The sequence below is a fragment of the Paenibacillus sabuli genome (genome assembly GCF_014705605.1).
Lineage (GTDB): Bacteria > Bacillota > Bacilli > Paenibacillales > Paenibacillaceae > Paenibacillus_D > Paenibacillus_D sabuli.
In genome coordinates this window covers 1-26,328 of sequence record NZ_JACXIZ010000009.1, presented here as the reverse complement: position 1 = coordinate 26,328, position 26,328 = coordinate 1, and the positions used below count along the sequence as shown (strand labels likewise).

At 62.7% G+C, this 26,328-nt stretch carries 24 protein-coding genes; 18 read left to right on the top strand and 6 right to left on the bottom strand.

The window, feature by feature from the left end:
- Positions 1–12 precede the first annotated feature (12 nt).
- Together IDH44_RS03335 and IDH44_RS03330 are read left to right on the top strand one after the other, a co-directional pair.
- On the top strand, positions 13–1,251 hold the full coding sequence (locus IDH44_RS03335; protein WP_190914694.1) for a DUF2157 domain-containing protein: 1,239 nt from the start codon (positions 13–15) through the stop codon (positions 1,249–1,251).
- Entirely contained in the window at positions 1,232–1,768 is a 537-nt protein-coding gene (locus tag IDH44_RS03330) for a GDYXXLXY domain-containing protein (RefSeq protein ID WP_190914692.1), read from the top strand. The genes IDH44_RS03335 and IDH44_RS03330 overlap by 20 nt, the downstream gene beginning before the upstream one ends.
- A 277-nt stretch (positions 1,769–2,045) precedes the next feature.
- Here the strand turns inward: IDH44_RS03330 and IDH44_RS03325 are convergent, their stop codons facing one another.
- Complete coding sequence (locus IDH44_RS03325) at positions 2,046–2,777, bottom strand: DsbA family oxidoreductase (protein ID WP_190914690.1); 732 nt, start codon at positions 2,775–2,777, stop codon at positions 2,046–2,048.
- Positions 2,778–3,014: 237 nt separating this feature from the next.
- Here IDH44_RS03325 and IDH44_RS03320 point away from each other — a divergent pair, with 237 nt between their 5' ends.
- The 3 genes from IDH44_RS03320 to IDH44_RS03310 all read left to right on the top strand — a co-directional run bounded on the left by IDH44_RS03320 (position 3,015) and on the right by IDH44_RS03310 (position 5,167).
- Complete coding sequence (locus IDH44_RS03320; protein WP_190914688.1) at positions 3,015–3,377, top strand: IDEAL domain-containing protein; 363 nt, start codon at positions 3,015–3,017, stop codon at positions 3,375–3,377.
- Between the two features lie 7 nt (positions 3,378–3,384).
- Complete coding sequence (locus IDH44_RS03315) at positions 3,385–3,774, top strand: hypothetical protein (protein ID WP_190914686.1); 390 nt, start codon at positions 3,385–3,387, stop codon at positions 3,772–3,774.
- Between the two features lie 256 nt (positions 3,775–4,030).
- On the top strand, positions 4,031–5,167 hold the full coding sequence (locus IDH44_RS03310) for a Gfo/Idh/MocA family protein (protein ID WP_190914684.1): 1,137 nt from the start codon (positions 4,031–4,033) through the stop codon (positions 5,165–5,167).
- A 136-nt stretch (positions 5,168–5,303) separates the two neighbouring features.
- Here the strand turns inward: IDH44_RS03310 and IDH44_RS03305 are convergent, their stop codons facing one another.
- Positions 5,304–6,203: an AraC family transcriptional regulator gene (locus IDH44_RS03305; protein ID WP_190914682.1), complete on the bottom strand. Its 900-nt coding sequence runs from the start codon at positions 6,201–6,203 to the stop codon at positions 5,304–5,306.
- A gap of 194 nt (positions 6,204–6,397) precedes the next feature.
- Here IDH44_RS03305 and IDH44_RS03300 point away from each other — a divergent pair, with 194 nt between their 5' ends.
- Entirely contained in the window at positions 6,398–7,363 is a 966-nt protein-coding gene (locus tag IDH44_RS03300) for a phytanoyl-CoA dioxygenase family protein (protein ID WP_190914680.1), read from the top strand.
- Positions 7,364–7,383: 20 nt separating this feature from the next.
- Here the strand turns inward: IDH44_RS03300 and IDH44_RS03295 are convergent, their stop codons facing one another.
- On the bottom strand, positions 7,384–8,205 hold the full coding sequence (locus tag IDH44_RS03295; RefSeq protein WP_190914679.1) for a phytanoyl-CoA dioxygenase family protein: 822 nt from the start codon (positions 8,203–8,205) through the stop codon (positions 7,384–7,386).
- A gap of 179 nt (positions 8,206–8,384) precedes the next feature.
- Here IDH44_RS03295 and IDH44_RS03290 point away from each other — a divergent pair, with 179 nt between their 5' ends.
- Positions 8,385–9,317, top strand: a complete 933-nt coding sequence (locus IDH44_RS03290; RefSeq protein ID WP_190914677.1) for an AraC family transcriptional regulator — start codon at positions 8,385–8,387, stop codon at positions 9,315–9,317.
- Positions 9,314–10,261 carry an NHL repeat-containing protein gene (locus IDH44_RS03285; RefSeq protein WP_190914675.1) on the top strand — a complete coding sequence of 316 codons (948 nt, stop codon included), beginning with the start codon at positions 9,314–9,316 and terminating at the stop codon, positions 10,259–10,261. The genes IDH44_RS03290 and IDH44_RS03285 overlap by 4 nt, the downstream gene beginning before the upstream one ends.
- A 257-nt stretch (positions 10,262–10,518) precedes the next feature.
- On the opposite strand, the gene IDH44_RS03280 is transcribed toward IDH44_RS03285, so the two are convergent.
- A complete protein-coding gene (locus IDH44_RS03280; protein ID WP_190914673.1) occupies positions 10,519–11,418 on the bottom strand; it encodes an AraC family transcriptional regulator in 900 nt (299 codons plus the stop codon).
- Positions 11,419–11,555: 137 nt separating this feature from the next.
- Between IDH44_RS03280 and IDH44_RS03275 the strand changes: the two genes are divergently transcribed.
- The 9 genes from IDH44_RS03275 to IDH44_RS03235 all read left to right on the top strand — a co-directional run bounded on the left by IDH44_RS03275 (position 11,556) and on the right by IDH44_RS03235 (position 19,776).
- Entirely contained in the window at positions 11,556–12,338 is a 783-nt protein-coding gene (locus IDH44_RS03275; protein ID WP_190914671.1) for a phytanoyl-CoA dioxygenase family protein, read from the top strand.
- A 147-nt stretch (positions 12,339–12,485) separates the two neighbouring features.
- Complete coding sequence (locus tag IDH44_RS03270; protein ID WP_190914670.1) at positions 12,486–13,496, top strand: Gfo/Idh/MocA family protein; 1,011 nt, start codon at positions 12,486–12,488, stop codon at positions 13,494–13,496.
- A 126-nt stretch (positions 13,497–13,622) separates the two neighbouring features.
- Positions 13,623–14,036: a VOC family protein gene (locus tag IDH44_RS03265; protein WP_190914668.1), complete on the top strand. Its 414-nt coding sequence runs from the start codon at positions 13,623–13,625 to the stop codon at positions 14,034–14,036.
- A gap of 51 nt (positions 14,037–14,087) precedes the next feature.
- Positions 14,088–14,711 carry an SGNH/GDSL hydrolase family protein gene (locus IDH44_RS03260; RefSeq protein WP_223869340.1) on the top strand — a complete coding sequence of 208 codons (624 nt, stop codon included), beginning with the start codon at positions 14,088–14,090 and terminating at the stop codon, positions 14,709–14,711.
- A gap of 89 nt (positions 14,712–14,800) precedes the next feature.
- Complete coding sequence (rpiA, locus tag IDH44_RS03255) at positions 14,801–15,469, top strand: ribose-5-phosphate isomerase RpiA (protein ID WP_190914666.1); 669 nt, start codon at positions 14,801–14,803, stop codon at positions 15,467–15,469.
- Between the two features lie 132 nt (positions 15,470–15,601).
- Positions 15,602–17,110 (top strand): spore germination protein, encoded by a 1,509-nt coding sequence (locus IDH44_RS03250; RefSeq protein ID WP_190914665.1) that lies wholly within the window; start codon positions 15,602–15,604, stop codon positions 17,108–17,110.
- A 3-nt stretch (positions 17,111–17,113) separates the two neighbouring features.
- A complete protein-coding gene (locus IDH44_RS03245; RefSeq protein ID WP_190914663.1) occupies positions 17,114–18,319 on the top strand; it encodes a Ger(x)C family spore germination protein in 1,206 nt (401 codons plus the stop codon).
- Positions 18,320–18,325: 6 nt separating this feature from the next.
- Positions 18,326–18,541, top strand: coding sequence for a hypothetical protein (locus tag IDH44_RS03240; RefSeq protein ID WP_190914661.1), 216 nt, complete (start codon positions 18,326–18,328; stop codon positions 18,539–18,541).
- Between the two features lie 122 nt (positions 18,542–18,663).
- Entirely contained in the window at positions 18,664–19,776 is a 1,113-nt protein-coding gene (locus IDH44_RS03235) for a GerAB/ArcD/ProY family transporter (RefSeq protein ID WP_190914659.1), read from the top strand.
- Between the two features lie 226 nt (positions 19,777–20,002).
- Here IDH44_RS03235 and IDH44_RS03230 read toward each other — a convergent pair whose 3' ends face one another.
- Together IDH44_RS03230 and IDH44_RS03225 are read right to left on the bottom strand one after the other, a co-directional pair.
- Positions 20,003–22,378 (bottom strand): glycoside hydrolase family 95 protein, encoded by a 2,376-nt coding sequence (locus tag IDH44_RS03230; protein WP_190914657.1) that lies wholly within the window; start codon positions 22,376–22,378, stop codon positions 20,003–20,005.
- Positions 22,379–22,811: 433 nt separating this feature from the next.
- Complete coding sequence (locus IDH44_RS03225) at positions 22,812–23,657, bottom strand: AraC family transcriptional regulator (RefSeq protein WP_190914655.1); 846 nt, start codon at positions 23,655–23,657, stop codon at positions 22,812–22,814.
- A gap of 120 nt (positions 23,658–23,777) precedes the next feature.
- Here IDH44_RS03225 and IDH44_RS03220 point away from each other — a divergent pair, with 120 nt between their 5' ends.
- Complete coding sequence (locus IDH44_RS03220) at positions 23,778–25,805, top strand: beta-galactosidase (RefSeq protein WP_190914653.1); 2,028 nt, start codon at positions 23,778–23,780, stop codon at positions 25,803–25,805.
- Positions 25,806–26,328: the final 523 nt, after the last annotated feature.

The window sequence follows — 26,328 nt, the reverse complement described above, 5'->3', positions numbered from 1 at the left end:
GGGGTGATGGGCATGTCAAGGAAGTGGCTGGCGCAAGAAACGCCAGTGTGGGTCGAAAAAGGCATTGTCACTGAGGTGCAGGCGGAACAGCTGCTGGCGCTCTACGACGAGAAAAAACGCGCCGTCGGCCTGCTGCCGCTATTGGGCAGTCTGCTGGTCGGCATCGGCATCCTGACGTTCGTAGCGGCTAATTGGCAGCAGATCGGCGCGATCTGGCGTATGGCAATTCTGCTGCTCGCGGTAGCGGGCTTCTACGCGGCCGGGGAGGCGCTGAGCCGGCGCAGCGACCGCAGGCTTGGCTTGGCGATGACCGGCATTGGTTTGATGGCGTTCGGCGGAGCCATTTTTTTGATCGTCCAGACGTATCACATGGTGACGTTCCACACGTATTCGTTCGTGCTCTGGGGAGCGGCCGGGGTGCTGATGACGTGGCTGTACCGATCCGGCTTTTTGTTTTTGTTAACCGCTATCATCTTGCATGTGGCCGGCTGGTACGCCATCCTTTCGCTCGACCGCTTCAGCGTGTCGGCGGCGCTCCTCTTCATAGTTGGTCTGGGGGGATACGCCTTCGTCCGGCGCCGGAGCTGGCAGACGTGGCTGCTCGGCGTCGGCCTGCTGCTGCAGGCGGTGATGGCGCTCGGCTATTGGGACGTGCGCATCGTGTGGGTGCTGCTGCCGGTCCTCGCCCTGTATGCGGCGGCTGACTGGCTCGGCGATCGCGCTCTGGCGCTGCCGCTGCAGGGGAGCGCGCTCACGGCGGCCTACATTTTTGGCGTCTTCATGGTCTTGATTCCCGACGAGCTGCCGCTTCTGCGGTTCACGGCGTCCGGCGACGGACAGACTGCGGCCTGGGCGATGCTTATCGCCGTCTGTGCGCTGCTCGCCCTCTCGGCCGCGGCCAAGCTGCGGGGTGGCCGAGCGCCCGAGCTATGGGACGCGTTGCTGCTGGCGCCCTGGTATTTTGTACCCGGCATTCCCGATCTGCTGTACGTCCTGGCACTGTGCGGATTCTCGCTGGTCGTGCTGTGGCGAGGATACGCGGCGCAGTGGCGCTTCCAGGTCAATCTGGGCACGGGACTGTTCCTGTTCGCCGTGCTGCTGGCTTATACGCGCCTGGCATGGGCGTTCATGAGCAAGTCGCTATTCTTCGTCACCGGGGGCCTGCTGCTGCTCGCGCTGAGCTGGTACCTGGGACGGCGCCGAAGCCGCTATCTGGAAGGAGGGCACGCGGATGATACGAAGCAAGGGTAGACGTTGGATCGTCTGGGCGGCAGTCGGGCTTCAATTGCTCGCCTTGGTGCTGCTGGCTGCGTCGAACGCGGCGGTGGAGCGATACGGGACCGAGATCCGTCTGGAGACGGCGCCGGTCGATCCGCGCGACCTGTTCTACGGCGACTACGTCACGCTCAGCTACGAGATCAGCACGCTGCCGCAGTCGATGTGGCGCGGCGATACGCCGCCGAAGACGAACGAACGCGCGTATGTGCTGCTGCGCGAGCGCGGCGAAGGGGACGGCGTTTTCGAGGCAGTCGGCGTCTACCGGGGGCGTCCCTCCGCGGGAGCCGGCGAGGCCGTGCTGCCGGCGCGGCTCGATTATATCTGGGGCGATCAGCTCCAGCTGGAATACGGATTGGAGCGCTACTATGTACCGGAAGGGACGGGCAAGGCGCTGGAGGAGCGGGCGGACAGCCTGCTGGTAGCGGTCAAGCTCGCGCCCTGGGGGCAAGTCAAGCTCAGCGGACTCGTGGAAGACAAGGCGCAGGACTGAGTATGGATAGGGATGGCCAGAGGTTGCGAGAGCGGCCTGACGCAGCGAGTCGGGACCGATTGAGCAAATTCGCCCGGCCCCGAGCACGATCGACCTGCGGCGACACGCTCGGCCCCGGGCAGGAACGGCTCAGCGAAGACATGATCGGCTCGGACAGGAGCGTCCCAGCGGTGATGCGCCCGGCCGCTGGGCCCGAACACGATCGGCCTGCGGCGACGCGCCCGACGCCTTCGGAACAGGAGCGGCCCGGCCATACCGGCGCGGTCCTGCGCCGGCCTTAGTCGTGGATGAGCGGCTTGTTCGTCGTGACCGGCGCGCACAGGCCGTCGCTGCAGGCTTCGTCCGCTTGCGCCTGGAGCGGTGCGGGCGGGGGCGTATGCTCGGCCCATGCCTGCTCCAGTGCCTGCCGGAAGGCCTCCGCCTGCTGGGCGCCGGATACGGCCAGCTTGCCGTCCAGCAGATAGAACGGGACGCCGCGGATGCCGAGCCGGGCGGCGCGCTGCTCGTCGCTGCGCACCTCGTCGGCATAACGATCGCCGGCGAGGACGGCCGCGGCCTCCTGCTCATCCAGTCCGACCGCCTTGGCCAGGCCGAGCAGGGTGTCCGCATCGCCCAGGTGCAATCCGTCCGTGAAGTAGCCTTTGAGCAGCAGCTCGGTCAGCTCGGCTGCCCGACCCTGCGTCCGGGCGTACTGGGCGAGCCGGTGCGCGTCGAACGTATTGGTCAGGATCGTCCGGTCGAACTGGAAGTCCAGCCCTTCCGCCGCGGCCTGGCCGGACAATTGACGATTCATCGTCTGCGCCTGCTCGAGCGGCATGCCGTATTTGGCTGCGAGCATCTGGTGGACGTTCATGCCGGCATCGCGCGCCGCGCCGGGGTCGAGCTCGAAGCTGCGGTACTCTACCTCGATCTGATCGCGATGGGGAGAATCGGCGAGCGCCTGCTCGAGACGACGCTTGCCAATGTAACAAAAGGGACAGGCAAAATCGGACCATACTTCTACTTTCATGACACACCTCCGAATAGTTGACAAAATAAACTGTATCAATTATCATTACAGTAAGTCAAGCGACACGACGCACCGCAATTTGGCAATCCGGAAGATCAGGAGAGCAAGGCGGCTTCTTTTATCTCACAAGTGTACTCGTAGTTGTTACAGTTGTAAAGCCTTAACGAAGCGGCTGCGCTGCTTTACCGGCGCAATACGTTTCGTCATTAACCTTAACCGTTAGGTGGTGCTTTAACCATGACCGTACAAATTGGCGATTGGGTGCAAGGACATACAAGTCAAGGCGAGCTGGTGCATGGCTATGTCGAATCCTTCGTGTACGGCAGCGGCGTCAAGGTCGCAGTCGTGCATTCGGATCACGACGAGGCGATCGGACATTCGGCTTCGCTGCGGGCAGGTAAATACAAAGCGCTCCCCGAGAGCGGGCTGGAGGATGCGCAGGCATGCAAGAGCCTGATCGATCTGGCGCTGGCGACACGCGACGAGGCGTGGTTCGCCGAGCTCACGGACCGATTGCGCGGCATGGCCGCGCCGGCCGCGCCCGAGACGGAGGCCGATCGGCGCATCAGCTACACGAATCGGCTCGGGCAGTACCGTTAACCCGGCAATGAATTTGTGGGCGTGGGGGACGGGGCTGGCGCTCGCCGCCGGTCTGTTGATCTACTGGAGCTATCAGCGGCACGTCCCGGTGGGTGGCATCCCGCAGCTTGATCTGCGGGCCGCTGCGCCGGAGCTTGACGAAGCGGTGTTGCTCGACTTGCGGGACTATCGCGACTCGGCGCGAATGCCCGCCGACGGCGGCGCCATCCAGCTGCCGCTGGCATATTTGGGCCGGCATTACGGCGAGATTGGCCGGCGCCGGGTCGTGCTGGTCGTATCCGATCGGGTCCTGCTGAACCTGGGGGCCCGTTTTTTGCGGCGCAAGGGCATTGCGGTCGTCGGGTACAGCATGATCACGCCGGGCGGCCTGGAAGGCAGCTGCGAGCCGTGCGTGTAGCCGGATGACAGGCATCGAGCTGCCGGTCGAACATGCGCCAACCGAAGCGAAGCGCCGGTCATTTATTGAATATATAGAATTTATAAGTTTTACGCTTATAAACGGTCTCTATATTCTCGGAACGTAACTTGCATCGCCGCCAAAAGACGGAGACAGCCGTTTCGCCTTGACGGGCGTTTTTGCTGATTCCGGAGCGGCGATTCTGGTGATAGAATAGCATCGGTTGTTTCTCATCTTATGAAGCGAGAAGGAGCGGGTGCGCATGATCCAGGTAGGAGTCGTCGGAACCGGGTTTTCGGCTTCGTCGCATGTCGAAGCGTTGCGCCGGCTGCCCGGCGTCGTTGTAGCGGGCGTGGCCGGCAGTTCGAAGGAGAAGAGCGAGGCGTTTGCCAAAGAGCTGGGCATCCCGAGCGCCTATCCCGACTATCGGGCGCTAGTAACGGACCCCAAGATTCAGGCGGTACACAACTGTACGCCCAATGCCTTGCACTTCGAGATCAACAAGCTGGCTTTGGAGCAGGGCAAGCATCTCCTCTCGGAAAAGCCGCTGGCGATGGATCCCGAGCAATCGGGCGAGCTGGTCCGGCTGGCGGAGCGGGCACAGGTCCAGAGTGCGGTCTGCTTCAATTATCGGCATTATCCGATGGTCGCCCAGGCCAAGGAGCTGCTGCGCAAGGGGCAGGGCGGCAAGCCGATCCACGTGCACGGCGGCTATCTGCAGGACTGGCTGCTGCTCGATTCGGATTACAGCTGGCGGCTCGATCCGGAGGTCAACGGCGTCTCGCGTGCGATCGCGGACATCGGCTCGCACTGGTGCGATACGGTGCAATATGTGCTGGACAAGAAGATCGTCGCGGTGTGCGCCGATCTCAAGACGGCGCATCCCGTGCGTCGCAAGCCCCTCGTCTCGGCGGCGACCTTCAATCCGCTGCAGGGCGGCAAGACGGAGAAGGTCGATATCGAGAGCGAGGATTACGGCAGCGTGCTGGTGCATTTCGAGGACGACGTACAGGGCGTATTCACGGTGTCTCAGGTGTCTGCAGGTCGCAAAAACCGTCTGTTCTTCGAGGTGGCGGCCCGGCAATCGGCGATTGCCTGGGATCAGGAACTCCCGAACCGGCTCTGGGTCGGCAAGCGCGGCGAAGCGAGCGAGATCTGGGTCAAGGACCCCGAAATTCTCGCGCCGCGACCGGCGGCGTTGGCCCATTATCCGGGCGGGCATGAGGAAGGCTGGCCCGACGGGCTCAAAAATCTGTGCGCCGATTTCTACGGCTATATGACCGATCGGCGCCGCCGCACGACGCACGCTACCTTCGCCGACGGGCACCGGATCGTGGAGCTGGTGGATGCCATCCTACGCAGCCACCGGGAGCGGCGCTGGATCGATCTCTGAGCGGGCCTATAGTGCCAGTGCCGAGAGTTGACCTTGGGCCGAATGGCGGTCCGGATCAGGCGCAGGCACTCATGCTTGCCGAGCTCGAGCTATGCGGCAGAGCCGGCGGAATCGAGCCCCGCCCGGGGACATCGCTTCACAGCATGAGGCGCAGCTCGCGATAGCGGAGCGGCGAGACGCCTACGGCCAGCTTGAACGCTTTGGAAAAATAATGAATCGACGAATAGTGGAGCTGCTCGGCAATCGCCGTAATCGGCAGCTCGCTCTCCCGCAAAAGCTGGCGCGCCCGCGCCAGCTTTTGCGCGTTGTGGTAATCATGCGGGGCGCGTCCGGTGTGCGCGCGCAGCAGCCGGGCGGCATGCGCGGCATGATAGCCGGTCGCCTCGGATAGCCACTCGCGGTCGTAGGGCAGCGCGGCCCGTTCCTCCAGCAGCCGCTGCAGCCGCCGCACGGCATAGCCATGGCCGGCGTCGGCGGCGCGGTGTCGCTGCTGCTGATCCTGCTCGGCCAGCACGACGAGCAGCGCGACCAACTGGGCGCGGCTGCTCAGCAGCGCCAGGCCCTCCTCGCGGCGCTCGTACCCGTCGACCAGCCGGTCGAAGCGGGCCTGCAGCGCGGCGGCAGCGCCAGGCCGGCTATGCTCCGCCAGCTCGAAGAGCGGGCCGCCGTCCCCGCCCAGCAGCAACCGGTTCGGCCGCGACTCCTGCTCGTGCGGCCCCGCCTCGCGCACAGGAGGCGGGGCATGGGGCGCCTCCAGTCCGGGCGCGCGCTGCAGCGCGAAGTGCAGGCCATAGAGCACGAACGGCTCGGCCTGGTCCGCCTCGAAGGCATGCACGATATCGGGCCCGTAGTAGAACAGGTCGCCTGCAGCTACCGTATAGCTGCGCGACTGTATGCGGCCCGTGCCTCGCCCGGCGGCGACATAGAGCAGTTGATGCTCGCGGATGACACGGGGGCCGAATGCAAAGCCCGGCGCGCAGGCGAGCCGATTCGCAAAGATGACGCACGGGTCGAGCGCCGTCCACTCCAGTTGCATGTCCTTCCCCTCCCTTGAATGGCCTATTCACGAAATGATCCTCGCCCTTGCATCCGACTAGAATATTGATGAATTCTTGCTCACAAATGACAAATATCTCGCATTCATTCCAAATACGTCTTGATGTATATGGATTATAGTAGCTATATAAAAGATAAATTAAAATCCTGAACAAGTAAATGGAGGGATCACGTATGGCCGAACGACAGGGGCATGCAATGGAGGAAGCCGATGCGAAGCAACCGAGCAAAACGTTTGAAGACGCGACGCCGTTGCTGAAAAATCCGACACAGCTGAGAGCGCAGGCGGAGCGGGACGGGTATTTGTTCTTCAAGGGCTTGCTGCCCAAGGATCGGCTACTGGAGGTCAGACGCCGGATGCTGGAGCTGCTGCAGCAAGCGGGTTACCTGGCTGCGGATCGTCCATTGATGGAAGGGGCAGCCGACGTCGAGGCAATTCACCGTCTGGTGAAGGGGGAACAGCTGCACAAAAGCGGCGTCGGCGTGCCGCTGGAGCTGTACGAGCAAGTGCAGCGGCTGGAGGCGTTCCACGCGCTGGCGCACGAGCCGCGTCTGCGCGAGCTGTTCGAATGTCTGCTGCAAGGCGAGATCTTCGCGCATCCGCGCAATATCGCGCGGCTCATGCTGCCGCATCGCGAGCTGGTCGCGACGCCGTCGCATCAGGATTTCCTGCACGTTCAGGGCGCAGCGCCGACCTGGACGTGCTGGATTCCGCTGGGCGATGCGCCGCGCGAGCTCGGTTCGCTCACCATTCTCGAGGGCAGCCACCGGGCCGGACTGCTCGGCGTGACGGAGGCGGTCGGCGCCGGGGGGCTGGAATCGATCCTGTGCGGACTCGGCTACGAATGGGCCGCCGGCGATTACGAGCTGGGCGATTTTGTCGCCTTTCACAGCCTGACGGTGCACAAGGCGCTGCCGGGCCGGGTCAAGGACCGCGTACGGCTCTCCGCAGACCTGCGCTTCCAGCGCATGGACGAAGCGATCGACGCCGGATCGCTGCTGCCGCATATGGGCGGCGACTGGCCGCAGATCTATGCGGGCTGGACCCGGCGCGAGCTGCAGTATTACTGGCAGGACCGCCACCCCGAGATTGTCCCCTACGATGAAACGATCCGCTGGCAGAAGGAGAAGATCTGCTAGACGGTCGTTCGCTTAGCGAGCTAGCGGGTATAGACGAGCGGGAAGTGGTCGCCGGTGAGCGGCTCTCCTGCCGAGACGCCGATGTAGTCCTGCATCGGGTGGCTGCCGGTCGGGACGTACCGCGAGCCGTCCGGCATGTAATGCACGGCGATCGCCCGGCGATCGAGCGAAGAGCGATTGTGCGGGCTGCCATGCCAGGTCAGGCAATGATGATACCCGACCTGGCCTTTTTTGATTTCGAACGGGACGGCCTCGACGCGCGCCTCCGGCGGCAGCAGCTCGGGGCGCTTGTGCACGGGGCGGAAGTGCTCGTCGGCTGCCAGGTGCCGCTGCTGATCGCCCCACTTATGACTGCCGGGCACCATCCACATGCAGCCATTGTCGATGATGGCATCGTCGAGCGCGACCCAGGCGCTGACCAGCTCGGCCGGCTGCACGACCGGCCAGAGCGGATGGTCCTGATGCCAGCCGGTCGGCCCGCCGGAGACGGGCGGCTTGTACTGGATCTGATCGTGCCAGATACGCACACCGCTCGTGCGTGCAAGCTGCGCGATCTCCTCGCAGATGACGGGATGGGCGGCATGGCGGTAGAATTTCTCGCTTGCCATCCAGATATTCACGATCTGCACGACGCGTTCGTTGACCGACATCTTCATGTCGTCATACAAGCCGTCGTTGGCCTCGAGCAGGTTGCGGCTCAGCACCGGGCGCCGCACGGACTGGCCCGTCATGACGAGCTGCAGCTCCTCGCGCAGCGCCTCTACTTCTTCGTCGCTCAGCACGACGGACCCCTTGAGGTAACCGTCCCGGTCGAACTGCCGGATTTGTTCATTCGTTAACATTTTCATTGCACCTCGCAATCAAAAGGGTTAAAATCGGGATTAACGTTTTTAGCTTACCGAATCCGACGCGCGTCGTATTTGCAAAAAACGGCCCTTTTTTTTACACGTTTTTGATTTTTAAGCGAAAGGCGCGTTCTGGCTGACGACGAAGCGAGTCAAGCAACGGGAGGAGCGACGGCATGCAGCATGGCCTGGAGCGGCAGACGCCGGCCTTGAATTTTGCGTCGCAGGCGACGGCGTACGCGGGGCAGAGCTGGGGGCCGCGCACGATTCCGGACAACCAGCTCTTCTATGTCCGCGACGGCACGGCCGAGCTGCGCGCCGGCGGGCGCGCATGGACGCTGCGCCGCGGGCAGTCGGCGTTGCTCGGTCCGGCATGTCCGCACCGGCTCTATGCGTGCGAGCAGACCGAATACTACAGCGTTCACTTCGCATGGCATGCGGAATCGCCGGAGCCGGTCCATCCTGCGTACGGCTTGCGGGACGTGCCTGCAAGCTTGCTGGAGGATCGGCTGCAGCCGCAGGCGGTGCGGCTCGGCGACAACGCGCTTGAGCTGCCGCTCTGCATCGCCATTCCTGCGGTGGAAGGCTTGCTGCAGCGCATCGCCCACGAATATAGCGGATTGTCCGACGAGGCTGGCAGCGCTTACTTGCTGCGCGCGCTGACGATGGATCTGATCGTTCGCCTTGTGCGCTTTGTGCATACCGTACAAAAGCCGTCGCCCGCAAGCGCGGACGAGCGGCTGCGCCCGGCGCTGCAAGCGCTGGCCGGCGAGCCGGACAAGGCCTGGTCCGTGGCCGAGCTGGCGCAGCGATGCGGGTATCACCCGGGACATTTTTCGCGTCTATTCGCGGCGGCTTTCGGCATCAAGCCCAAGCCGTATCTGAACCGCGAGCGGATTCGGTCGGCCAAGCAGGCGTTGCTCGGCGGCGAGTCGATGGAGCGGATCGCCGAGCGCATGGGATATTCGAGCATTCATCACTTCAGTCGCAACTTCAAAGCCACGACCGGTCTGACACCGGGCGAATTCAGACAGCAGCCGGGCAGGGACACCCCGCCCTCGGCCCAGCGACAGGGCCGCTGCACACCAAAGGAGCGCATGGGAATATGACGACAACTGTAGGCTATGGCCCATACACGTACACGATGGATACCGAATGGGCGAAGGTGCCGGCGCATATCAAGCTGGGGTATTGCCACGGCATCGTGACGGATGCGGCGGACAACGTGTATCTCTTCCACACCAAGGGACCGAGCGAAGGCATGACCGGGCCAAGCGTGGTCAAGTTCGACGCGCACGGCAACTATCTTGCGGCCTGGGGGGACGAATTCGGCGGCGGCGGCGCGCACGGCATGCTGCTGCACGTCGAGGATGGGCGCGAGGTGCTCTATCTGACGGACATCAATCGCGGACTCGTCGTCAAGACGACGCTGGACGGGGAGGTGCTGCTCGAGCTGGGCGTTCCGGATCGCCCTGATCTGTATGACGCCGAGCGCAAGTACCGTCCCACGGATGTCGCAGTGGCGCCGGGCGGAGACTTCTACGTCGCCGACGGCTACGGGCAGAATTACGTGCATCGCTACAAGGCGGACGGGACGTATGTATCCAGCTTTGGCGGCAAGGGCTCTGGTGTCGGCGAGCTGAGCTGTCCGCATGGCGTGTCGATCGACACGCGGCGCGGCGAGCCTGAGGTATACGTGGCCGACCGCAGCAACAACCGCATTCAAGTGTTCACGCTGGAGGGCGAGCACAAGCGCTTCATCGACGAGAATATGGACTGGCCGTGCAGCTTTTTCTTCCACGAGGGAGACATGTACGTGCCCGATCTGCACAGCCGCGTGACGATCTTTGATTCGAACGACCGTCTGATCACGCATCTGGGCGAGGATCAGCAGCTGTACAAGCGCGAGGGTTGGCCCAATCTGCCCGCCGACGCCTTCCGTGCGAACCGCTTCAGCTCGCCGCACGGCCTGTGCGTGGACCCTGGCGGCAACATCTACGTCGCCGAGTGGACGGTCAACGGCCGGGTGACCAAGCTGACGAAGCAAGGCTGAGCGGCGAACCTGGCGCCGAGGGCTGGCTAAGGGGCAAGAAGAGGCGTCTAAGCAGACGCTCGGCGACAAGTCGAAGGAGACCGGTCGGACGTCTGGAAACGCGCTCAAGCTGACGGACACAGGCCGCCGGGCATCATTGCGATGCTCGGCGGCCTGTGGGGCGTTGGCACCAAGTAGTAGAGGTAGAAAGTAACGCTATTGGATGCACGTTGGCGCCGACGCCGGTCAATCGCCGAGCATAGTGAGAGAAAGTCACGCTACTGAGGTCCGGCGGTCGGAGGCTGCATCGTTTTGCGGCGATAATCGCGCGGCGACATGCCGGTGTGCTTGCGGAACACCTTGTTGAAGAAGCTCGTGTCGTTAAAGCCGGATTCGAGCGCGATCTCCAAAATTTTGTCGTCGCTTGCGGACAGCCTGCGCTTGGCGTAGTCGATCTGCAGCCGCTGCTTGTAATCGAGGAAGCTGGCGCCGGCGACATCCTTGAACTTGGCTGTGAAGGAGGAGACGCTCATCCCGCAGATGCGGCTCAGCTGCTCCAGCGAGAGCGGCTGGCGAAAATGGAGGCCGATGTAATGCAGCATCGATTCGATTCGCTGCCGGTCCGTCAAGCCCGCCGCTCCCGGATTGCGGTTCGCTTGGTGATAGCGTCCCAGCAGGACAAGGCATTCGATCCAGCGCATTTTGACAATCAGCTGATACCCCTCCGGGCGGGCCTGCAGCTCGTGACGGATCGTCTCCAAGTGACCGAGGAGCAGCACATGCTGTTCTTCGGTCAGCTTGCTGTAGGGGACAAAGGCCGCGCTTTTGCGCAGGAACGGCGTGAGGTAAAAGAACGCGACGAAGGACGGCATTTTTTGGAGCGCCAGCAGCTCCTCTTTGAGGAACTCGGCGTCAAACAGCACGTTGTAGACGACAGTCTCCCGCTCGGAGGTACTGGTATAGCTGTGCTCGGTCTGCTGCTCGATGACGAAGACGTCGCCCGGTGCAAGGGTGTACGTGTTGCCCGCCATTTCGTGAACGGCGTCGCCGCTTTCAATGAAGGCGAGCTCGACGAAGTCGTGCGCATGGGCGGGGATGTGCTCGCCGCGGGCGATGACATAGCGCTGGATGGCAAACGGAAATTGCGGATCGTTGAAAAAATCGTGGCCTTTTAGCATTTGCGTCCCCTCCTTGGCAGATCGTCCGTGTTTTTTATCGGATCCTCCAAGATTATACGCTGAAAACGGTTTAGTATAAAGAGCAAGATCAACCAGCAACCCTAAACCATTAACCTGAATCGGGAGCGTGAATGCAAATGTTGGATCAAACGATTGCCGTTACGGACGAGCAAATTGCGTACTACCGTGAGAATGGATTCGTGCAAGTAGACAATATGGTGAAGCCGGACGAACTCGCCGAGCTGCGCGAGGCGCTGGACGAAGCGATGGGAGCCAGCGGCCGCAATTCCGTCCAGACTGACAAAAGCGGCGGCGTGTATTTCAACGTGCTTAACCAGCGTGTCAACGTATGGCGCGATCACGGCGGCATGGCGCGCTTCGTGCTCAGCCGGCGCTTCGCCGACGCAGCCCGTCAACTGACCGGCAGCAGCGGCATGCGGCTGTTTCACGACCATGCGCTGTTCAAAATGCCGGGCGACTCCAAGCCGACGCCATGGCACCAGGATGCGCCGTACTGGCCGATGAACGAATCCGGCGGCATGTCGATCTGGATCGCCCTCGACGACGTCGACGAGAACAACGGCTGCATGATGTTCGTGCCGAAATCGCAGCGTATCAAAAATCTGCGCAATGTCGACCTGGCCAAGCCGCATGATATTTTCGCAGACGAGGGCGCGAAGGACGTCGATCGCAACACCGCCGTTGTCGTGCCGCTCAAGGCGGGCAGCTGCACCTTCCACGACGGGATGACGTTCCACTACGCGCATGCCAACCACACCGATCGGCCGCGACGGGCGCTGGCGATCATCTATATGCCGGACGGCACGACGTACAGCGGCAAAAAACATGTGTGCACCGACGGCCAGGATTTCAAGGCGGGCGAGCCCTTGGGCGGCGGCTCCTTCCCCAAGCTGGCCTAGCCAAGGCGTCCACACGGCAATACGGCTGCTATTGCGGCTATTCATGAAAAAAAGCGCGGTTTTGGCGGTTGCCAAGGCCGCGCTTTACGTTTAAAATCGGTAAGTGTTATCCTTCAAGAACGAGCAAATTTTTAGGAGGAGCTGAACATGGACAAGCCGATCAAGGGCGCGGTTATCGGATATGGAGGCGCATTCAATATGGGCCTCCGTCACGCGCAGTACATGCTGCAGCACGGCATCGCCTTTGCCGCCGCGTGCGACCTCGACCCGGAACGCGTGGAGCAGGCGAAGCAGGATTTTCCGAATATCGATACCTACACCAGCGTCGAGGAACTGCTCGCCAATGACGAGATCAACCTGGTCACGGTCATCACGCCGCACCATACGCATGCCCAGCTGGCGGAGCAGATTCTCGAAGCCGGCAAGCATTGCATCCTGGAGAAGCCGATGTGCATTCACGCCGACGATGCGGAGCGTCTCGTGCAGCTGGCACGCGCGCGCGGCCTTATGCTCTCGGTCTATCACAATCGTCGCTGGGACGGCTGGTACTTGACGGTCAAGGACCTGATCGCCAAGGGCATCATCGGCGACGTGTTCCACGTCGAGATGTTCAGCGGCGGTTACAGCGAGCCCAAGGCCTGGTGGCGCTCGATCAAGGAAGTGTCGGGCGGGGTGTTCTACGATTGGGGCGCGCATTACGTCGATTACCTGCTCGGCATCATGCCCGGTCCGGTCACCGGCGTTCGCGGGTATATTCACAATCGCGTCTGGGACAAGATCAGCAACGAGGATCAGATGGACAGCATCATCTCCTTCGCCAGCGGGGCGGTCGCCAATGTGCAGATTTCGACGATTGCCCATGCGGGACGGCCGGCTTTTCGGCTGCTTGGCTCCAAGGGCGCAATCGTCGATCAGACGCTCGGCGACGGCGAACTGACGCTGTACACCGAGTTGGAGGGCGTCAAGATCGAGACCAAGGTGCCGTGCCAGCCCAGCCAGCAGGAGCGCTACTACGCCAATATCGCCGATCATCTGATGCGCGGCGCCGACCTGATCGTCAAGCCGGAGCAGGCGCGGCGCACGATTGCGATCATCGAGACGACGGAGAAGTCGGCACTCGCCGGCCGGGAGCTGGACGTGCCGTACGAGCAGGTCTGAGACCGCGTGCGCCATTCGTCGATCCGACCTTGGCGACGGCGAGCGGACACTGCCTTGCACACCGGTCCGTAGCGACGGGCCGCACATGGAATGCAAAAATCAGTATTTGAAAGCGAGTGAGGAGCAATGGGCAGCAATCAGACAATCGGAGGCGGCGGCTTCCATCATGTGGCGATTCGCGTTTATGATTTTGAGGCGACGATCACGTTCTATACCGAGGTGCTGGGCTTCACCGAGCGCGTGCGCTGGGGCGAGGGCGACAAGCGGGCGATCATGCTCGACACCGGCGACGGCAACTATCTGGAGGTATTCGCAGGCGGGGCGCAAGGCCAGAAGCCCGAGGGCGCATTCCTGCATCTGGCGCTGCGCTCCGACGATGTCGATGCGGCCACCGAGCGCGCCCGCGCCGCCGGCATGGAAGTGACGGTCGAGCCCAAGGATGCCGTGCTGGGCGGCATCCCCGTGCGGATCTCCTTCTTCAAGGGGCCGGACGGCGAGATCATCGAGCTGTTCCAGAGCACCGGCGCAGACAAGCTGTAAGCCATTCTAACAAGCGATATTAGCCATTCTAATCGGGAGGAACGATTAATCATGCGCATGCAAAAAAACGAGGTCGTCCTGTTCCAGGGAGACAGCATTACCGACGCCGGCCGCAGCCGGGACAACCTGCGCGATCTGGGACACGGCTACGCGCATCTCGTCGCGGCCCAACTGGGTGCGGCGTATCCGGAGCTGAATCTGCAATTTGTCAATCGCGGCATCAGCGGCCACCGCGTGCCCGATCTGCTGGGCCGGTGGCAGGAGGACTGCCTCGATCTGAAGCCGACCTGGGTCTCGATCTACATCGGCATCAACGATACGTGGCGCCGTTACGATCGCGACGATCCGACCTCGACCGAGCAATTCGAGCAGGGCTACCGCGAGCTGCTGACGCGCACGACCCAAGGCCTGGACGCCAAGCTGATCCTGTTGGAGCCGTTCGTGCTGCCGCATCCTGCGGATCGCAAGCAATGGCGCGAGGATCTCGACCCCAAGATCAACGTCGTGCGCGAGCTGGCCCGCGAATTCGGCGCGCTGCTGGTGCCGCTTGACGGCTTGTTCGCCCAGGCGTCGATGCGGGCCGAATCGGCCTACTGGGCGCCGGACGGCGTCCATCCGTCTCCGGCCGGCCACGCTCTGATTGCCCGGGCCTGGATGGAAGCGATCCAAGCTTGATCGTATGGTCTTCCCCGTCTCCGCCGCAAGGCGGGGCGGGGATTTATTTATTATGCCTGTTATTATTCAAGAAGAAGGAGAGGACGTACATGCAAGCAAAACGAATGGCTGCCGAACGCGCGGCTCAGCTCGTAAAGGACGGGATGGCGGTCGGCCTCGGGACGGGCTCGACGGCGACGCTGGCGATCCGGGCCCTGGCCGACCGGGTGGCAGGCGGGCTGCGGATCCGGGCGACAGCGACCTCGGAGCGATCGGCGCAGATGGCGATGCAATGGGGCATCCCGTTGGTGTCGCTGGAGGAGCTGGAGCGGCTCGATCTGACCATCGACGGAGCGGATGAGGTCGATCCGCAGTGGTGCTTGATCAAGGGCGGCGGCGGTGCGCTGCTGCGCGAAAAAATCGTCGCCTCGGCGAGTGCGCAATTCATTGTCATTGTTGACGCGAGCAAGCTTGTGACACGCCTCGGCGCCTTCCCGCTGCCGGTCGAGGTGACGCCCTTCGGACACGTGCAGACGCTACGCCGACTGGGCGCGCTCGGCTGCGACGCGGCGCTGCGCGAGCAGGAGGGGCAGCTTTACCGGACCGACAACGGCCATTATATCGCCGATTGCCGCTTCGCGGACGGTATCGCGCAGCCCGCCGAGCTCGAGCTGCGGCTCAACGCCATCCCCGGCGTCGTCGACAACGGGCTGTTCGTCGGCATGGCCTCGCGCATCATCGTCGGCCATGAGGAGGGCGCCGAGGAACTGGTGCGCTGAGCGGGTGCAAGATGCTCCTCGAGGGAATGGATACATGCTTTAGAAAAAAAGCCGCATGCTGCATAAAAATGGCCGAAAGCACGGAAGCTACTGGCATAGGATCGATGACAGCATGCAGGTGGTGAGAATAATATGACGCTTGAGAATAACGGCGAAGCGGCGAACGGTCCTCTGGGAGATCGGCTCAAGCCTGTCCTGCAGCAGCTCACGGCTGCGACTGGTGAGAGCAGCGACATTGCGATTCGCCGTGTCACGCTGGATCAGTCCGAAGGGGAGATGCTCTACGAGGGGGCAGTCGTGTTCGTCGAGGGCTTCACCAAGCCGGAGCCGATGATTCATACGCTGCTGCGGCTCGGTCAGAGCGAGCGTCGATTCGCAGCGCCCCGCGAACTGTTGGCTTACTATGCCGAGCGTGTCGTCTCCGAGGGAGAGGTCATGTGGCTCCATACGTGGGAGGAACTGCTCGATGCGTTGCTCAGCGGCCATAGCATCGTGCTGCTGGATCACTGCCCGTTCGCGATAGCTGTCGGTACGCAGGACATCAAAGCCCGCAACGTGGAGGAGCCGAATGTGCAGTCGGTCGTTCGCGGACCAAGAGAGGGATTCACGGAGGTGCTGAGCTGGAACCTCTCCATGCTGCGGCGCAAGCTGGCCAGCCCGGAGATGAGAGTGGAGAAGCTGAAGCTCGGCAAGCGCACGCGTACGGACACTGCAGTGGTGTATATGACCGGGATCGCGGACGAGCAGGTCGTGTCCGAGGTGCGGCGGCGCATGCGTACGATTGACATCGACGGCGTACTCGAGAGCAATTATATCGAGGAATTTATCCAGGACGAACAGATCACGCCCTTCCCGACGATTTACAATACGGAGCGTCCGGATACGATTGTGGCGAACTTGCTGGAGGGCAGGGTTGCGATTCTGGTGGATGGCACGCCGTTTGCGCTTATTGTACCGGCGTTGTTTACGCAATTTTTTCAGTCCAGCGAGGATTATTACCAGCGCTCGGATTTTTCATCGCTGATCCGGATGCTCCGGTTTGGCGCTTTTTTGTTGGCGCTGCTCACGCCGTCCTTTTATATCGCGATCACGACCTTCCATCAGGAGATGCTGCCCACGACGCTGCTTTACAGCTTGGCCAGCCAGCGCCAGGGCGTGCCGTTTCCCGCCTTTGTCGAGGCGGCGATCATGGAGGTGACGTTCGAGATCCTGCGCGAGGCGAGCGTCCGGATGCCGCGGACGATCGGGCAGTCGATGTCAATTGTCGGCACGCTGGTCATCGGACAGGCGGCGGTCGAGGCGGGTCTCGTCAGCGCAGCGATGGTCATTGTCGTCTCCATCACCGCCATCTCGAACTTCGTGTTGCCGGCCTTTAATATCGGCATTGCGGTGCGAATGATTCGCTTCGCATTGATGCTGCTGGCCGCTTCCTTCGGCTTGTACGGCGTCTTCCTCGGGTTCATCGGCATCATGCTTCATCTGGCCAGTCTGCAGTCGTTCGGCGTTCCGTATATGGCGCCGATGGCGCCGTTTGTCCGTCCCGATCAGAAGGATACGCTGTACCGTGTGCCGATCCCGCGCATGTTCCGCCGTCCCAAAAGCCTCAAGCCGCAGGATGTCATACGAGAAAAGAAGGTGTAGGCGATGCAAGGCTGGAGAAAGGTTGGCGCCTTGGGCGCGCTGCTCCTCGCGCTGCTGCTCTGCGGATGCTGGAATCGCCATGAGCTGAGCGAGCTGAGTCTGGTGGTCGGCATGGCGATCGACAAGGCGGAGGACGGCTATCGCATCGCGGTGCAGGTCGTGAACCCGGGTCAGGTGGTCGCGCAGAAGGGAGCCGGGGTTAGCAGTACGGTGGTGCTGTTCGAGGAGGAGGGCAAGACGTTGCCGGAAGCGCTCGGACGCATGACAACCCGGACACCGTATCCGCTGTATTTTGCGCATTTGCGTATGGTGATCTTGAGCGAAGAGGTGGCCAGGGCGGGCATCGCCAAGCCGCTGGATTACTTGTCGCGCAACAATGAGATGCGCAACGATTTTTATTTTGCAGTGGCGCGCAACAGCACGGCAGCCGAGGTGCTCAAGATCACGAGTCCGATCGAATCCATCCCGGCCAACAGCTTGTATACCAAGCTGGAAACCTCGGATCAGGTGTGGGCGGCGACCGGCAAGATCACGCTGCTAGAACTGACGCAGGATCTGGCGACCGAAGGACGCAACCCGACATTGACGGGCATTCGCGTCGTCGGAAATAAGTCCGCCGGCGACAGCATGTCGAACCGGCAGTACATCGATCCGCCGGTCGAGCTGGTCTATGACGGAATGGCGGTATTTCACGGGGACCGCATGGTCGGCTGGCTGACCGAGATGGATACCAAAATTATGAATTACGTCCGCAATCGGGTCAAAAAAACGACGGCCATTCAGCCCTGTCCGAACCCGGAGGAGGGGACGGTGACGCTGCGCGTCGAACGTTCGCATGCCAATATCGATGTCAAGCTGACCGACGGTGAACCGGTCTTTCTGATCGACGTCCGGTTGGAGCAAGACATTGCCGATATGGAATGTGCGATGGATCTGAGCAAGCTGGATACCTTGTATCAGGTGGAAAAAGTCAGCAACGAACGGCTGGACGCGCTGCTGAAAAGCTCGATTGCGGGCGTTCAAAGGCGATTCGGCAGCGACATCTACGGTCTCGGCAAAAAACTGCACTCCAAATTTCCGCGTGAATGGGCGTCCATCGACGATTGGAACGAGACCTTTCGCAACGTCCGGATCGACGTGCGGGGCACGGCAATACTGCGCCGGATCGGCACGACGCTGCAGCCGATCGATTATCGAACACGGGAGTGATGTGTCATGTGGCTGATTGCGGGATTGCTCGGCATGATCGGCTGGGTAGGCGTGATCGAATTGCCTCCGCTACTTCGTAGACGGCACTGGAGGACGTTTGGCTTGACGATCGTCCTGACGTTAACGGTAGCCGTTCTGGGCGTGTATCAATGCATGTTCGAACATACGTTTAATCCGCTGAATTGGATTACGCACGGATTCAGACTGATCGGAATCGGCTAACGCTTGAATATATAGAATTTATAAGTTTCACGCTTATAAACGGTCTCTATATTCTCGGAACGAAACTTGCGCCGCCGTTAAAGGACGGCGGCAGCCGGTTCGCCTTGGAAAGGGATGAGAGCATGCACACCGGCCTTACGGTACGCGGATTCACCGTACTGACGATAATGTTTACAATTGGAACGTCCATTCTGATTGCGCCGGCCGGGCTTGCGATGGATGCGGCGCAGGACGCATGGCTTGCCGCCTTGCTGGGCCTGGCACTGAATCTGGCGATGGTCGGCCTCTATATCGCGATCGGCGAGCGGATGGGCGAGCGGCATCTGGTGGCGTATTGCGCCGCGGTGCTCGGACGCTGGGCGGGATGGGCGGTCGGGCTTGCGTTCGTCGGCTTTTTTTATTTGCTGTCCGCTCTTATGATCGGCGACCTTGGATATTTCCTGACGACGCAGACGCTGACGCAGACTCCGATCGAGGTGCTGCAGCTGTTGTTTATTTGCTTCGTCTGCTACGCGGTGAAGCTGGGGCTGCGGGCCTATACCAATACAGCCGAGATTTTTTTGCCGTGGATTGTAGGGTTGTTTCTCGTTATGATCTTCCCGGTTTTTTCACGCATGACGCTCACCAATTTCGAGCCGGTTTTTGAGAAAGGCATACTTCCGATTTTGCAGGGCGGCTGGCATTTTTACGGTCTTCAGGAAATGGTAGTGCTGTTGATGATTTACGCCTTTGTGCCACGCCATGGCAGACGCAGCGGGTTTGTGTGGGGGACGTTTATCGGCGGCCTTTTTTTGATCCTGACGACCTTGGGCGCGCTGGCGGTGGTCGGGCCGGATATTACGGCCAACCAGTTGTTTCCGGCCTATACATTAGCTAAGAACATCAACATCGGCCACTTCCTGGAGCGGGTGGAGGGGATCATGATCTTCATCTGGGTGCTGACCATTTTTTTTAAAATTGTCATCTGCTTTCATGGGGCGTCGCGCGGCTTTGCCTTCCTGTTCGGCTTGCACAACGAGAAGCCGCTGGTCGTGCCGATGGCGGTCGGCCTCGTGGTGCTGTCCCTGATGTGCTATCCCAACACCATCTATATCCAAAGCTTCATCACCAAAGTATGGACGCCCTTCGCTACCCTCTTCATGGTCGTGCTCCCGCTCTTATTGCTCGCAGTGTCCTTGCTGCGCAACGCGGCAGCCAAGCTCCGCGAGCCCGGTGATGCCGGAAGCGCCGGCTAGCGGCGCACCGGGAGAGCGCCGGTCGGGGAGCGCAGTACCGAACCGTACCGGCGCTGCGCTGCTGCACCGAAGGAAGCGGCGTACCACGCCGAAGGGAAGCAGTGCACCTTACCGACGGAAGCAGTGCGTTACAACGAAGGAAGCCGTGCACCACACCGAAGAGAAGTGCCGAACCACACCGAAGGGAAGCGTCGCTCCGCACCGGCCGGCGCAACAGCGCTTCGCGCTAGACGGGACGGAGCTGGTAGCGTGCGCCGGGCTCGCAGGTCAAGGCGAGCGGCTCGTCTGCCGTGCCGACGGCGATGCTGCGCGCGCCCTGCCAGGCGCCCAGCGCGCCGGCAGGCATCTGCAGCAGGCACGTGCCGCCGCGCGGAGCGTACAGCTCCGCCTCGGCCAGCGCGCCGTCGCGCCAGACGATGCGCAGCTCGTAGCCGCCGCGGGCCCGGAGCCCGGTGATCTCGCCGCCCGGCCAGGCCGGGGGCAGCGCGGGGAGCAGCGTGAGCACGCCGTCATGCGATTGCAGCAGCATCTCGGCCATGCCGGCAGTCGCTCCGAAGTTGCCGTCGATCTGGAACGGCGGATGGGCGTCGAACAGATTGGCGTACACGCCGCCGTGCCGATCGCCGCGCCGCTCGTCGACGAGCCGCAGCAGCCGCTCGATCAGCGCATGAGCCCGTCCCCCGTCGCCGAGCCGGGCCCAGAGGCTGATCTTCCAGGCGAGGCTCCAGCCGGTGCCCTCGTCGCCCCGGATCTCGAGCGCACGCCGCGCAGCGGCGCGGAGCGTCTCATCCCGCAGCAGCTCGCTGCCGGGATAGAGGCCGTACAGATGGGAGACGTGGCGATGATGCGGATCCTCGTCCGCATAATCCTCGCCCCACTCCTGCAGGCGTCCTCGGTCGCCGATCCGCAGCGGCCGCAGCCGGCGCAGCGTAATCTGCCATTGCACGCGGAGCGTCTCGTCGGCGCCGAGGACACGGGAGGCCTGATCGCAATGCTCAAGCAGCTCGCGAATGAGCTGCAGGTCCATGGCGCTCGCCTCGGCGACGCCGTACAGTCCGTCCGCGCCGTGGCGGAACTTGTGCTCGGGCGAGGTCGACGGCGAAGTGATGAGCCATCCGTCCGCGTCCTCCGTGAGGTAGTCAAGGCAAAACCGCGCCGCCTCCTTCATGATCGGGTAGGCCCGCTCGCGCAGGAAGTCCGCATCGCCGCCAAAGGCGTAGTGCTCCCACAGATGGCGGCACAGCCACACGCCGCCCATCGGCCAGAGCGCCCACACCGGATCGCCGTGCCCGAAATCGCCGACCGGCGCGGAGTGGCCCCAGATGTCGGTGTTCTGATGCGCGACCCAGCCGCCGCATCCGTAATGCCGCTCGGCCGTGACGGCGCCGGTGCGGGTCAGCGCCTCGGTCAGATCGAAGAGCGGAGTGTGGCACTCCGCCAGCGCGCAGGTCTCGGCGTGCCAATAATTCATCTGCGCGTTGATGTTGAGCGTATAGTTGCTGCTCCACGGCGCGCGCGTCTCCTTGTTCCAGATGCCCTGCAGATTGGCGGGCTGCGTGCCGGGCCGCGAGCTGGCGATGAGCAGATAGCGGCCATAATGGAAGAGCAGCTCGACCAGCCCGGCGTCGGCCGCGCCGCGCTCCGCGATGCGCCGATCGGTCGGCAGCGCTTCGTCCGCAGCCCGCTGCAGCTCGTCGCTGTCCAGCCGGAAGCGGACGCGCTCCATCAGCGGCCGATGATCGGCGACATGCCGCGCGCGCAGCTGCGTGTAAGGCAGCCGTGCCGCCGCCTCGAGCCGCTCCTGCACGATCCCGGCCGGCTCGCGGCCAGGCGCGCGGGCGAGTCGACGCGCCGCGTCGAAGCTGCTGGCTGCGCCGAGCAGCAGCGTCACCTCGGTCGCGCCCGCCACGCGCACGCCGCCTGCGTCGCTGCGGACCTCACCGTCTGCGACAGCCAGCAGGCCGGCCGCGAAGCGGATGGCGGCGCTGTCCGATTCGGGCTTGTAGGCCATCGGACGGTCGGTCTGGTAGTAGCTCGGGGCGGCGCGGTCGGGACAGCGCGCTTCCATCGTGTAGACGCCGTCTCGGAGGCGCGTCTCGTAGGGATGCGAGCTCTGCAGCCTGGCTGTCAGATGCAGCAGGCCGGGCGTGCTGGAGACGAGCCGCAGGGCGAGTACCTGATCGGGATAGGAGCAGAGCACTTCGCGCGTGATGCGGCTGGTGCCGATCCGGTATGAGACCTCGCCCATGCCATTCAGCAGATCGAGGGAGCGGACGTAGTCCGTGGCGACGCTGCCCATGTGCAGATCGACGACGAGGTCGCCGAGCGGCTGATAGGATTGGGTGTAGGCGCCGAGCATTTGCTTGGCCAGCGCATCGGCCTCGGCATAGCGCCGCTCCTGCAGCAAGGCCCGCACGCGGGGGAGCACCTCGCGGGCCTGGGGATTGTTCCAGTCGGCCGGCGGTCCCGACCATAGCGTATCTTCGTTGAGGGCGAGCACTTCCCGCTCGATACCGCCCATGATCATGGCGCCGAGACTGCCGTTGCCGACCGGCAGGGCTTCGTTCCACTCGGCTGCGGCTTGGGTGTAGGTTAATTTCATAACGGTTCACGCTCCTGACACATAGTAGGGGTAGACGTGCGACATTCGAATGCTGGAAGCAACCGGACAGAGGCGGTGTAACGCACGCTACGGGTCGAGAAAAGCCGGCGGCGAAACGAGTGCCTCGGGACCAAAGACGTAACAATTAGAGGCGGCGGACCAGACCGGTTCAAGGGGAGCCGGCGGCGGAACAGGCGCGCCAGTGGAGCAAGGAATAGCAGCGCAGCGGCCGCCTAGCGGACACCGCAGTATCGCAGCGCCGTCTAACGGACACCACCAGCTATGAAAAAATCATCTCGCCTGCTCGATGTCCGCAGATGGCAGACGGCATCGAGAAGGGGGCGCGCTCCCCTGCACCGCATTCGGCGTCATCGAGGCGCCCGAACTCGCCTCGGCAACGCAACGATCGTGATCCGCCTCACGCTGATCGCTCCTAAAGCTGCAGACGGCGATATTGCAGCGGCGTCATCGACGTATGCCGCCGAAAGACGGCGATGAAATGGCTGGCGTCGCGGAAGCCGCAGGCTGCGGCGATGTCCGCCACAGTGGCGTTCGAATCGCGGACGAGCAGCGCCTTGGCCCGGCGGATGCGCAGGTGCAGCAGATACGAGTATGGCGAGAGGCCCAGCGAGACGCGGAAGAGATCGCCGAGCCGACGCGCCGACAGGCCCGCAGCCGCGCACAAGTCCTCCAGCCGGATGGCAGGGTCGGCCAGCCGCTCCTCCATCCAGGCGATGAGCGGGCGCAAGCGCTCGGGATCTCCGCCCCCGCCGCCTCCCTGCCCGGGCGCATCCGCGGCGGCGTAGCTGCCGAGCTGCAGCAGGAAGCGATAGGCTAGCGACGACGCCTCCTGACCGAGCAGGTCGCGGCTGCGAGCCACCTCGTCCAGCATGGCGAGCAGCGAGAAAGGCGGCGCCGTTCGCCAGGTGAAGCGCATCGAGCGCTCAATGCGCAGTAAACGCAGCAGCTCTGCAGCCAGCGGTCCGCCAAAGGTCAGATACATGGTCCCCCAGGTACCGAGTGCGGCTTCGTAGCGGTGCGGCACGCCCGGCAGGATGAGCACGCCGCTGCGTGGCGGCAGCGCCAGAATATCGCCTCCGAGCACGATGCGGCCTTCGCCGCCCGATGTCTCAAGCCAGTGGTAGCCGGGGAAACCCTCCGGACGCCGAATCGCCTCCTGCTCGGGGTGGTTGCCAATGCTGTCCACGTAGAGCGGGAGCGGCTGTGTCCCGGGCGGCAGCGGTGTGATGCGCCGGTGCCCGGCGCCGATGTCCCCCATGCGGACCCCTCCTCCTCCTGAGTGCCAGATTATTATATATAGGTCGGTAAATATTATATATACCCTGGAATTCCTTCGCGATATAATGGGCATATCGTTATATTAAAGGATGTGTGGACAATGATCAACGACAAACTTCCGAAGATCTGGTATGGCGGCGATTACAACCCGGAGCAATGGGAAGCGCCAATCTGGGACGAGGACATGCGGATGTTCAAGCTGGCCGGCATCGACGTGGCGACAATCAATGTATTTGCCTGGTCGCTTATTCAGCCCGACGAGGATACGTACGATTTCAGCGCGCTTGACGCGATGATGGACCGGCTCCATGCAAGCGGTGTCTATGTCTGTCTGGCGACCGGGACCGGGGCGCATCCGGCCTGGATGGCCAAGCGTCATCCGGACGTGCTGCGCGTCGATTACGAAGGGCGCAAGCGCGCCTATGGCGGTCGTCACAATTCGTGCCCGAGCTCGCCCACCTACCGGCTGCATGCCGGACGAATCGCGGACAAGCTGGCGGAGCGCTACGCGCAGCATCCGGCGCTGCTGATCTGGCACGTCTCCAACGAATACGGCGGCTATTGCTACTGCGAGCGTTGCGCGGACGGCTTCCGCAGATGGCTGAAGGGGCGCTACGGGACGCTGGAGCGGGTCAATCAGGTGTGGAATACGCGCTTTTGGGGCCATACCTTTTACGATTGGGAGGAGATCGTACCGCCCAACGCGATCAGCGAAGAATGGAACGGCAACCGCACGAACTTCCAGGGTATCTCGCTCGATTACCGGCGCTTCATGTCGGACAGTCTGCTCGACTGCTACAAGCTGGAATACGATGCGATTAAAAAACATACGCCGGATCTGCCGGTGACGACGAACCTGATGGGCACGTATCCCAAGCTGGACTACTTCAAGTGGGCGAAGCATCTGGATGTGGTCTCCTGGGACAATTATCCATCGATGGACACGCCGATCTCTATGACCGCGATGACGCATGACCTGATGCGCGGACTCAAGGACGGCCAGCCGTTCATGCTGATGGAGCAGACGCCGAGCCAGCAGAACTGGCAGCCGTACAACTCGCTCAAGCGTCCGGGCGTCATGCGGCTCTGGAGCTACCAGGCGGTAGCGCGCGGCGCCGACACGGTGCTGTTCTTCCAGCTGCGGCGCTCGATCGGCGCCTGCGAGAAGTACCACGGTGCGGTAATCGAACACGTCGGCCACGAGCACACGCGCGTCTTCCGCGAATGCGCCGCGCTGGGCGGTGAGCTGCAGCAGCTCGGCGATGCGCTGCTGGACGCGCGCGTCGAAGCCAAGGTGGCGATTGTCTACGACTGGGAGAATCGCTGGGGGCTGGAGCTGTCGAGCGGACCGACCGTCGCGCTCAAGTATGTCGATGAGGTGCACAAGTATTACGACGCGTTGTTCCAGCTCGGCGTACAGACCGACATGGTGAGCGTCGAGGCCGATCTGAGCGGCTACGACATCGTCATTGCGCCGGTGCTGTATATGGTGAAGACGGGCTACGCGGACAAGCTCAAGGCATTCGTAAGCGCGGGCGGGACGTTCCTGACGACCTTCTTCAGCGGCATCGTCGACGAGCATGATCTGGTGCAGACCGGCGGGTATCCGGGCGAGCTGCGCGAGCTGCTCGGCATCTGGGCGGAGGAGATCGACGCGCTGCTGCCGGGACACACCAATCAGATGGTCATGAAGCAGGAGCTGGGCGCGCTGGACGGCAGCTACGAATGCGGCATTCTGTGCGACCTGATCCACAGCGAAGGCGCCGAGGTGCTGGCGACGTACGGCAGCGACTTCTATCAGGGCATGCCGGCGCTCACGGCCAATCGCTACGGCGAGGGCCGGGCGTACTACGTGGCTACCAGCCCGGAACCGGCCTTCCTGCAGGGCTTGCTCGGGCAGCTGTGCGCCGACAAGGGTGTGCGGCCGTTGCTGTCGACGCCGGAGGGCGTCGAGGTGTCGCGGCGCGTCAAGGACGGCCGGGAGCTGCTGTTCGTGCTCAATCACAACGCCGAGGCCGCACCGGTCGAGCTCGGCGACGTCGTCTACGACGAGCTGCTCGGCGGCGGCCAGCTGCAAGGCACGGCGAAGGTGCCGGCACGCAGCGTGCTGATCCTGTCCGCGACCTAGGTGATAGGGCGAAGCAGAGGCGTCGAAGGTGGAGCTGCGGGAGCAGGGATATGGGAGCCGCGGCAGGGGAGCCGGAGCCGTGGGAGCAAGGATGCGAGAGCTACGGCAGGGGAGCCGGAGCCGCAGCAACGGCAGGATCCGCGGAGTAGAGTGCCCCGCAAGCCAGGGCGGCGGGTAGCGGAAATAAGCGCAAAATGTGAGGCTACAGGGGCGAAATTGCTCGGGTAGCGGAAATAAGCGCAAAATGTGAGGCTACAGAGGCGAAATTGCTCAGGTAGCGGAAATAAGCGCAAAATGCGAGTCTACAGAGGCGAAATTGCTCGGGTAGCGGAAATAAGCGCAAAATGTGAGGCTACAGGGGCGAAATTGCTCGGGTGGCGGAAATAAGCGCAAAATGCGAGTCTACAGAGGCGAAATTGCTCGGGTGGCGGAAATAAGCGCAAAATGCGAGTCTACAGGGGCGAAATTGCTCGGGTCGCGGAAATAAGCGCAAAATGTGAGGCTACAGGAGCGAAATTGCTCA

Bases quoted from the DNA above. Each gene is read 5' to 3' on its own strand.
- IDH44_RS03330 (WP_190914692.1), top strand. From the start codon at position 1,232: ATGATACGAAGCAAGGGTAGACGTTGGATCGTCTGGGCGGCAGTCGGG.
- IDH44_RS03240 (WP_190914661.1), top strand. From the start codon at position 18,326: ATGTGGCTGATTGCGGGATTGCTCGGCATGATCGGCTGGGTAGGCGTG.
- IDH44_RS03335 (WP_190914694.1), top strand. From the start codon at position 13: ATGTCAAGGAAGTGGCTGGCGCAAGAAACGCCAGTGTGGGTCGAAAAA.
- IDH44_RS03260 (WP_223869340.1), top strand. From the start codon at position 14,088: ATGCGCATGCAAAAAAACGAGGTCGTCCTGTTCCAGGGAGACAGCATT.
- IDH44_RS03315 (WP_190914686.1), top strand. From the start codon at position 3,385: ATGAATTTGTGGGCGTGGGGGACGGGGCTGGCGCTCGCCGCCGGTCTG.
- IDH44_RS03275 (WP_190914671.1), top strand. From the start codon at position 11,556: ATGTTGGATCAAACGATTGCCGTTACGGACGAGCAAATTGCGTACTAC.
- rpiA (WP_190914666.1), top strand. From the start codon at position 14,801: ATGCAAGCAAAACGAATGGCTGCCGAACGCGCGGCTCAGCTCGTAAAG.
- IDH44_RS03245 (WP_190914663.1), top strand. From the start codon at position 17,114: ATGCAAGGCTGGAGAAAGGTTGGCGCCTTGGGCGCGCTGCTCCTCGCG.
- IDH44_RS03285 (WP_190914675.1), top strand. From the start codon at position 9,314: ATGACGACAACTGTAGGCTATGGCCCATACACGTACACGATGGATACC.
- IDH44_RS03220 (WP_190914653.1), top strand. From the start codon at position 23,778: ATGATCAACGACAAACTTCCGAAGATCTGGTATGGCGGCGATTACAAC.
- IDH44_RS03295 (WP_190914679.1), bottom strand. From the start codon at position 8,205: ATGTTAACGAATGAACAAATCCGGCAGTTCGACCGGGACGGTTACCTC.
- IDH44_RS03305 (WP_190914682.1), bottom strand. From the start codon at position 6,203: ATGCAACTGGAGTGGACGGCGCTCGACCCGTGCGTCATCTTTGCGAAT.
- IDH44_RS03225 (WP_190914655.1), bottom strand. From the start codon at position 23,657: ATGGGGGACATCGGCGCCGGGCACCGGCGCATCACACCGCTGCCGCCC.
- IDH44_RS03320 (WP_190914688.1), top strand. From the start codon at position 3,015: ATGACCGTACAAATTGGCGATTGGGTGCAAGGACATACAAGTCAAGGC.
- IDH44_RS03265 (WP_190914668.1), top strand. From the start codon at position 13,623: ATGGGCAGCAATCAGACAATCGGAGGCGGCGGCTTCCATCATGTGGCG.
- IDH44_RS03270 (WP_190914670.1), top strand. From the start codon at position 12,486: ATGGACAAGCCGATCAAGGGCGCGGTTATCGGATATGGAGGCGCATTC.
- IDH44_RS03290 (WP_190914677.1), top strand. From the start codon at position 8,385: ATGCAGCATGGCCTGGAGCGGCAGACGCCGGCCTTGAATTTTGCGTCG.
- IDH44_RS03250 (WP_190914665.1), top strand. From the start codon at position 15,602: ATGACGCTTGAGAATAACGGCGAAGCGGCGAACGGTCCTCTGGGAGAT.
- IDH44_RS03235 (WP_190914659.1), top strand. From the start codon at position 18,664: ATGCACACCGGCCTTACGGTACGCGGATTCACCGTACTGACGATAATG.
- IDH44_RS03230 (WP_190914657.1), bottom strand. From the start codon at position 22,378: ATGAAATTAACCTACACCCAAGCCGCAGCCGAGTGGAACGAAGCCCTG.
- IDH44_RS03300 (WP_190914680.1), top strand. From the start codon at position 6,398: ATGGCCGAACGACAGGGGCATGCAATGGAGGAAGCCGATGCGAAGCAA.
- IDH44_RS03325 (WP_190914690.1), bottom strand. From the start codon at position 2,777: ATGAAAGTAGAAGTATGGTCCGATTTTGCCTGTCCCTTTTGTTACATT.
- IDH44_RS03280 (WP_190914673.1), bottom strand. From the start codon at position 11,418: ATGCTAAAAGGCCACGATTTTTTCAACGATCCGCAATTTCCGTTTGCC.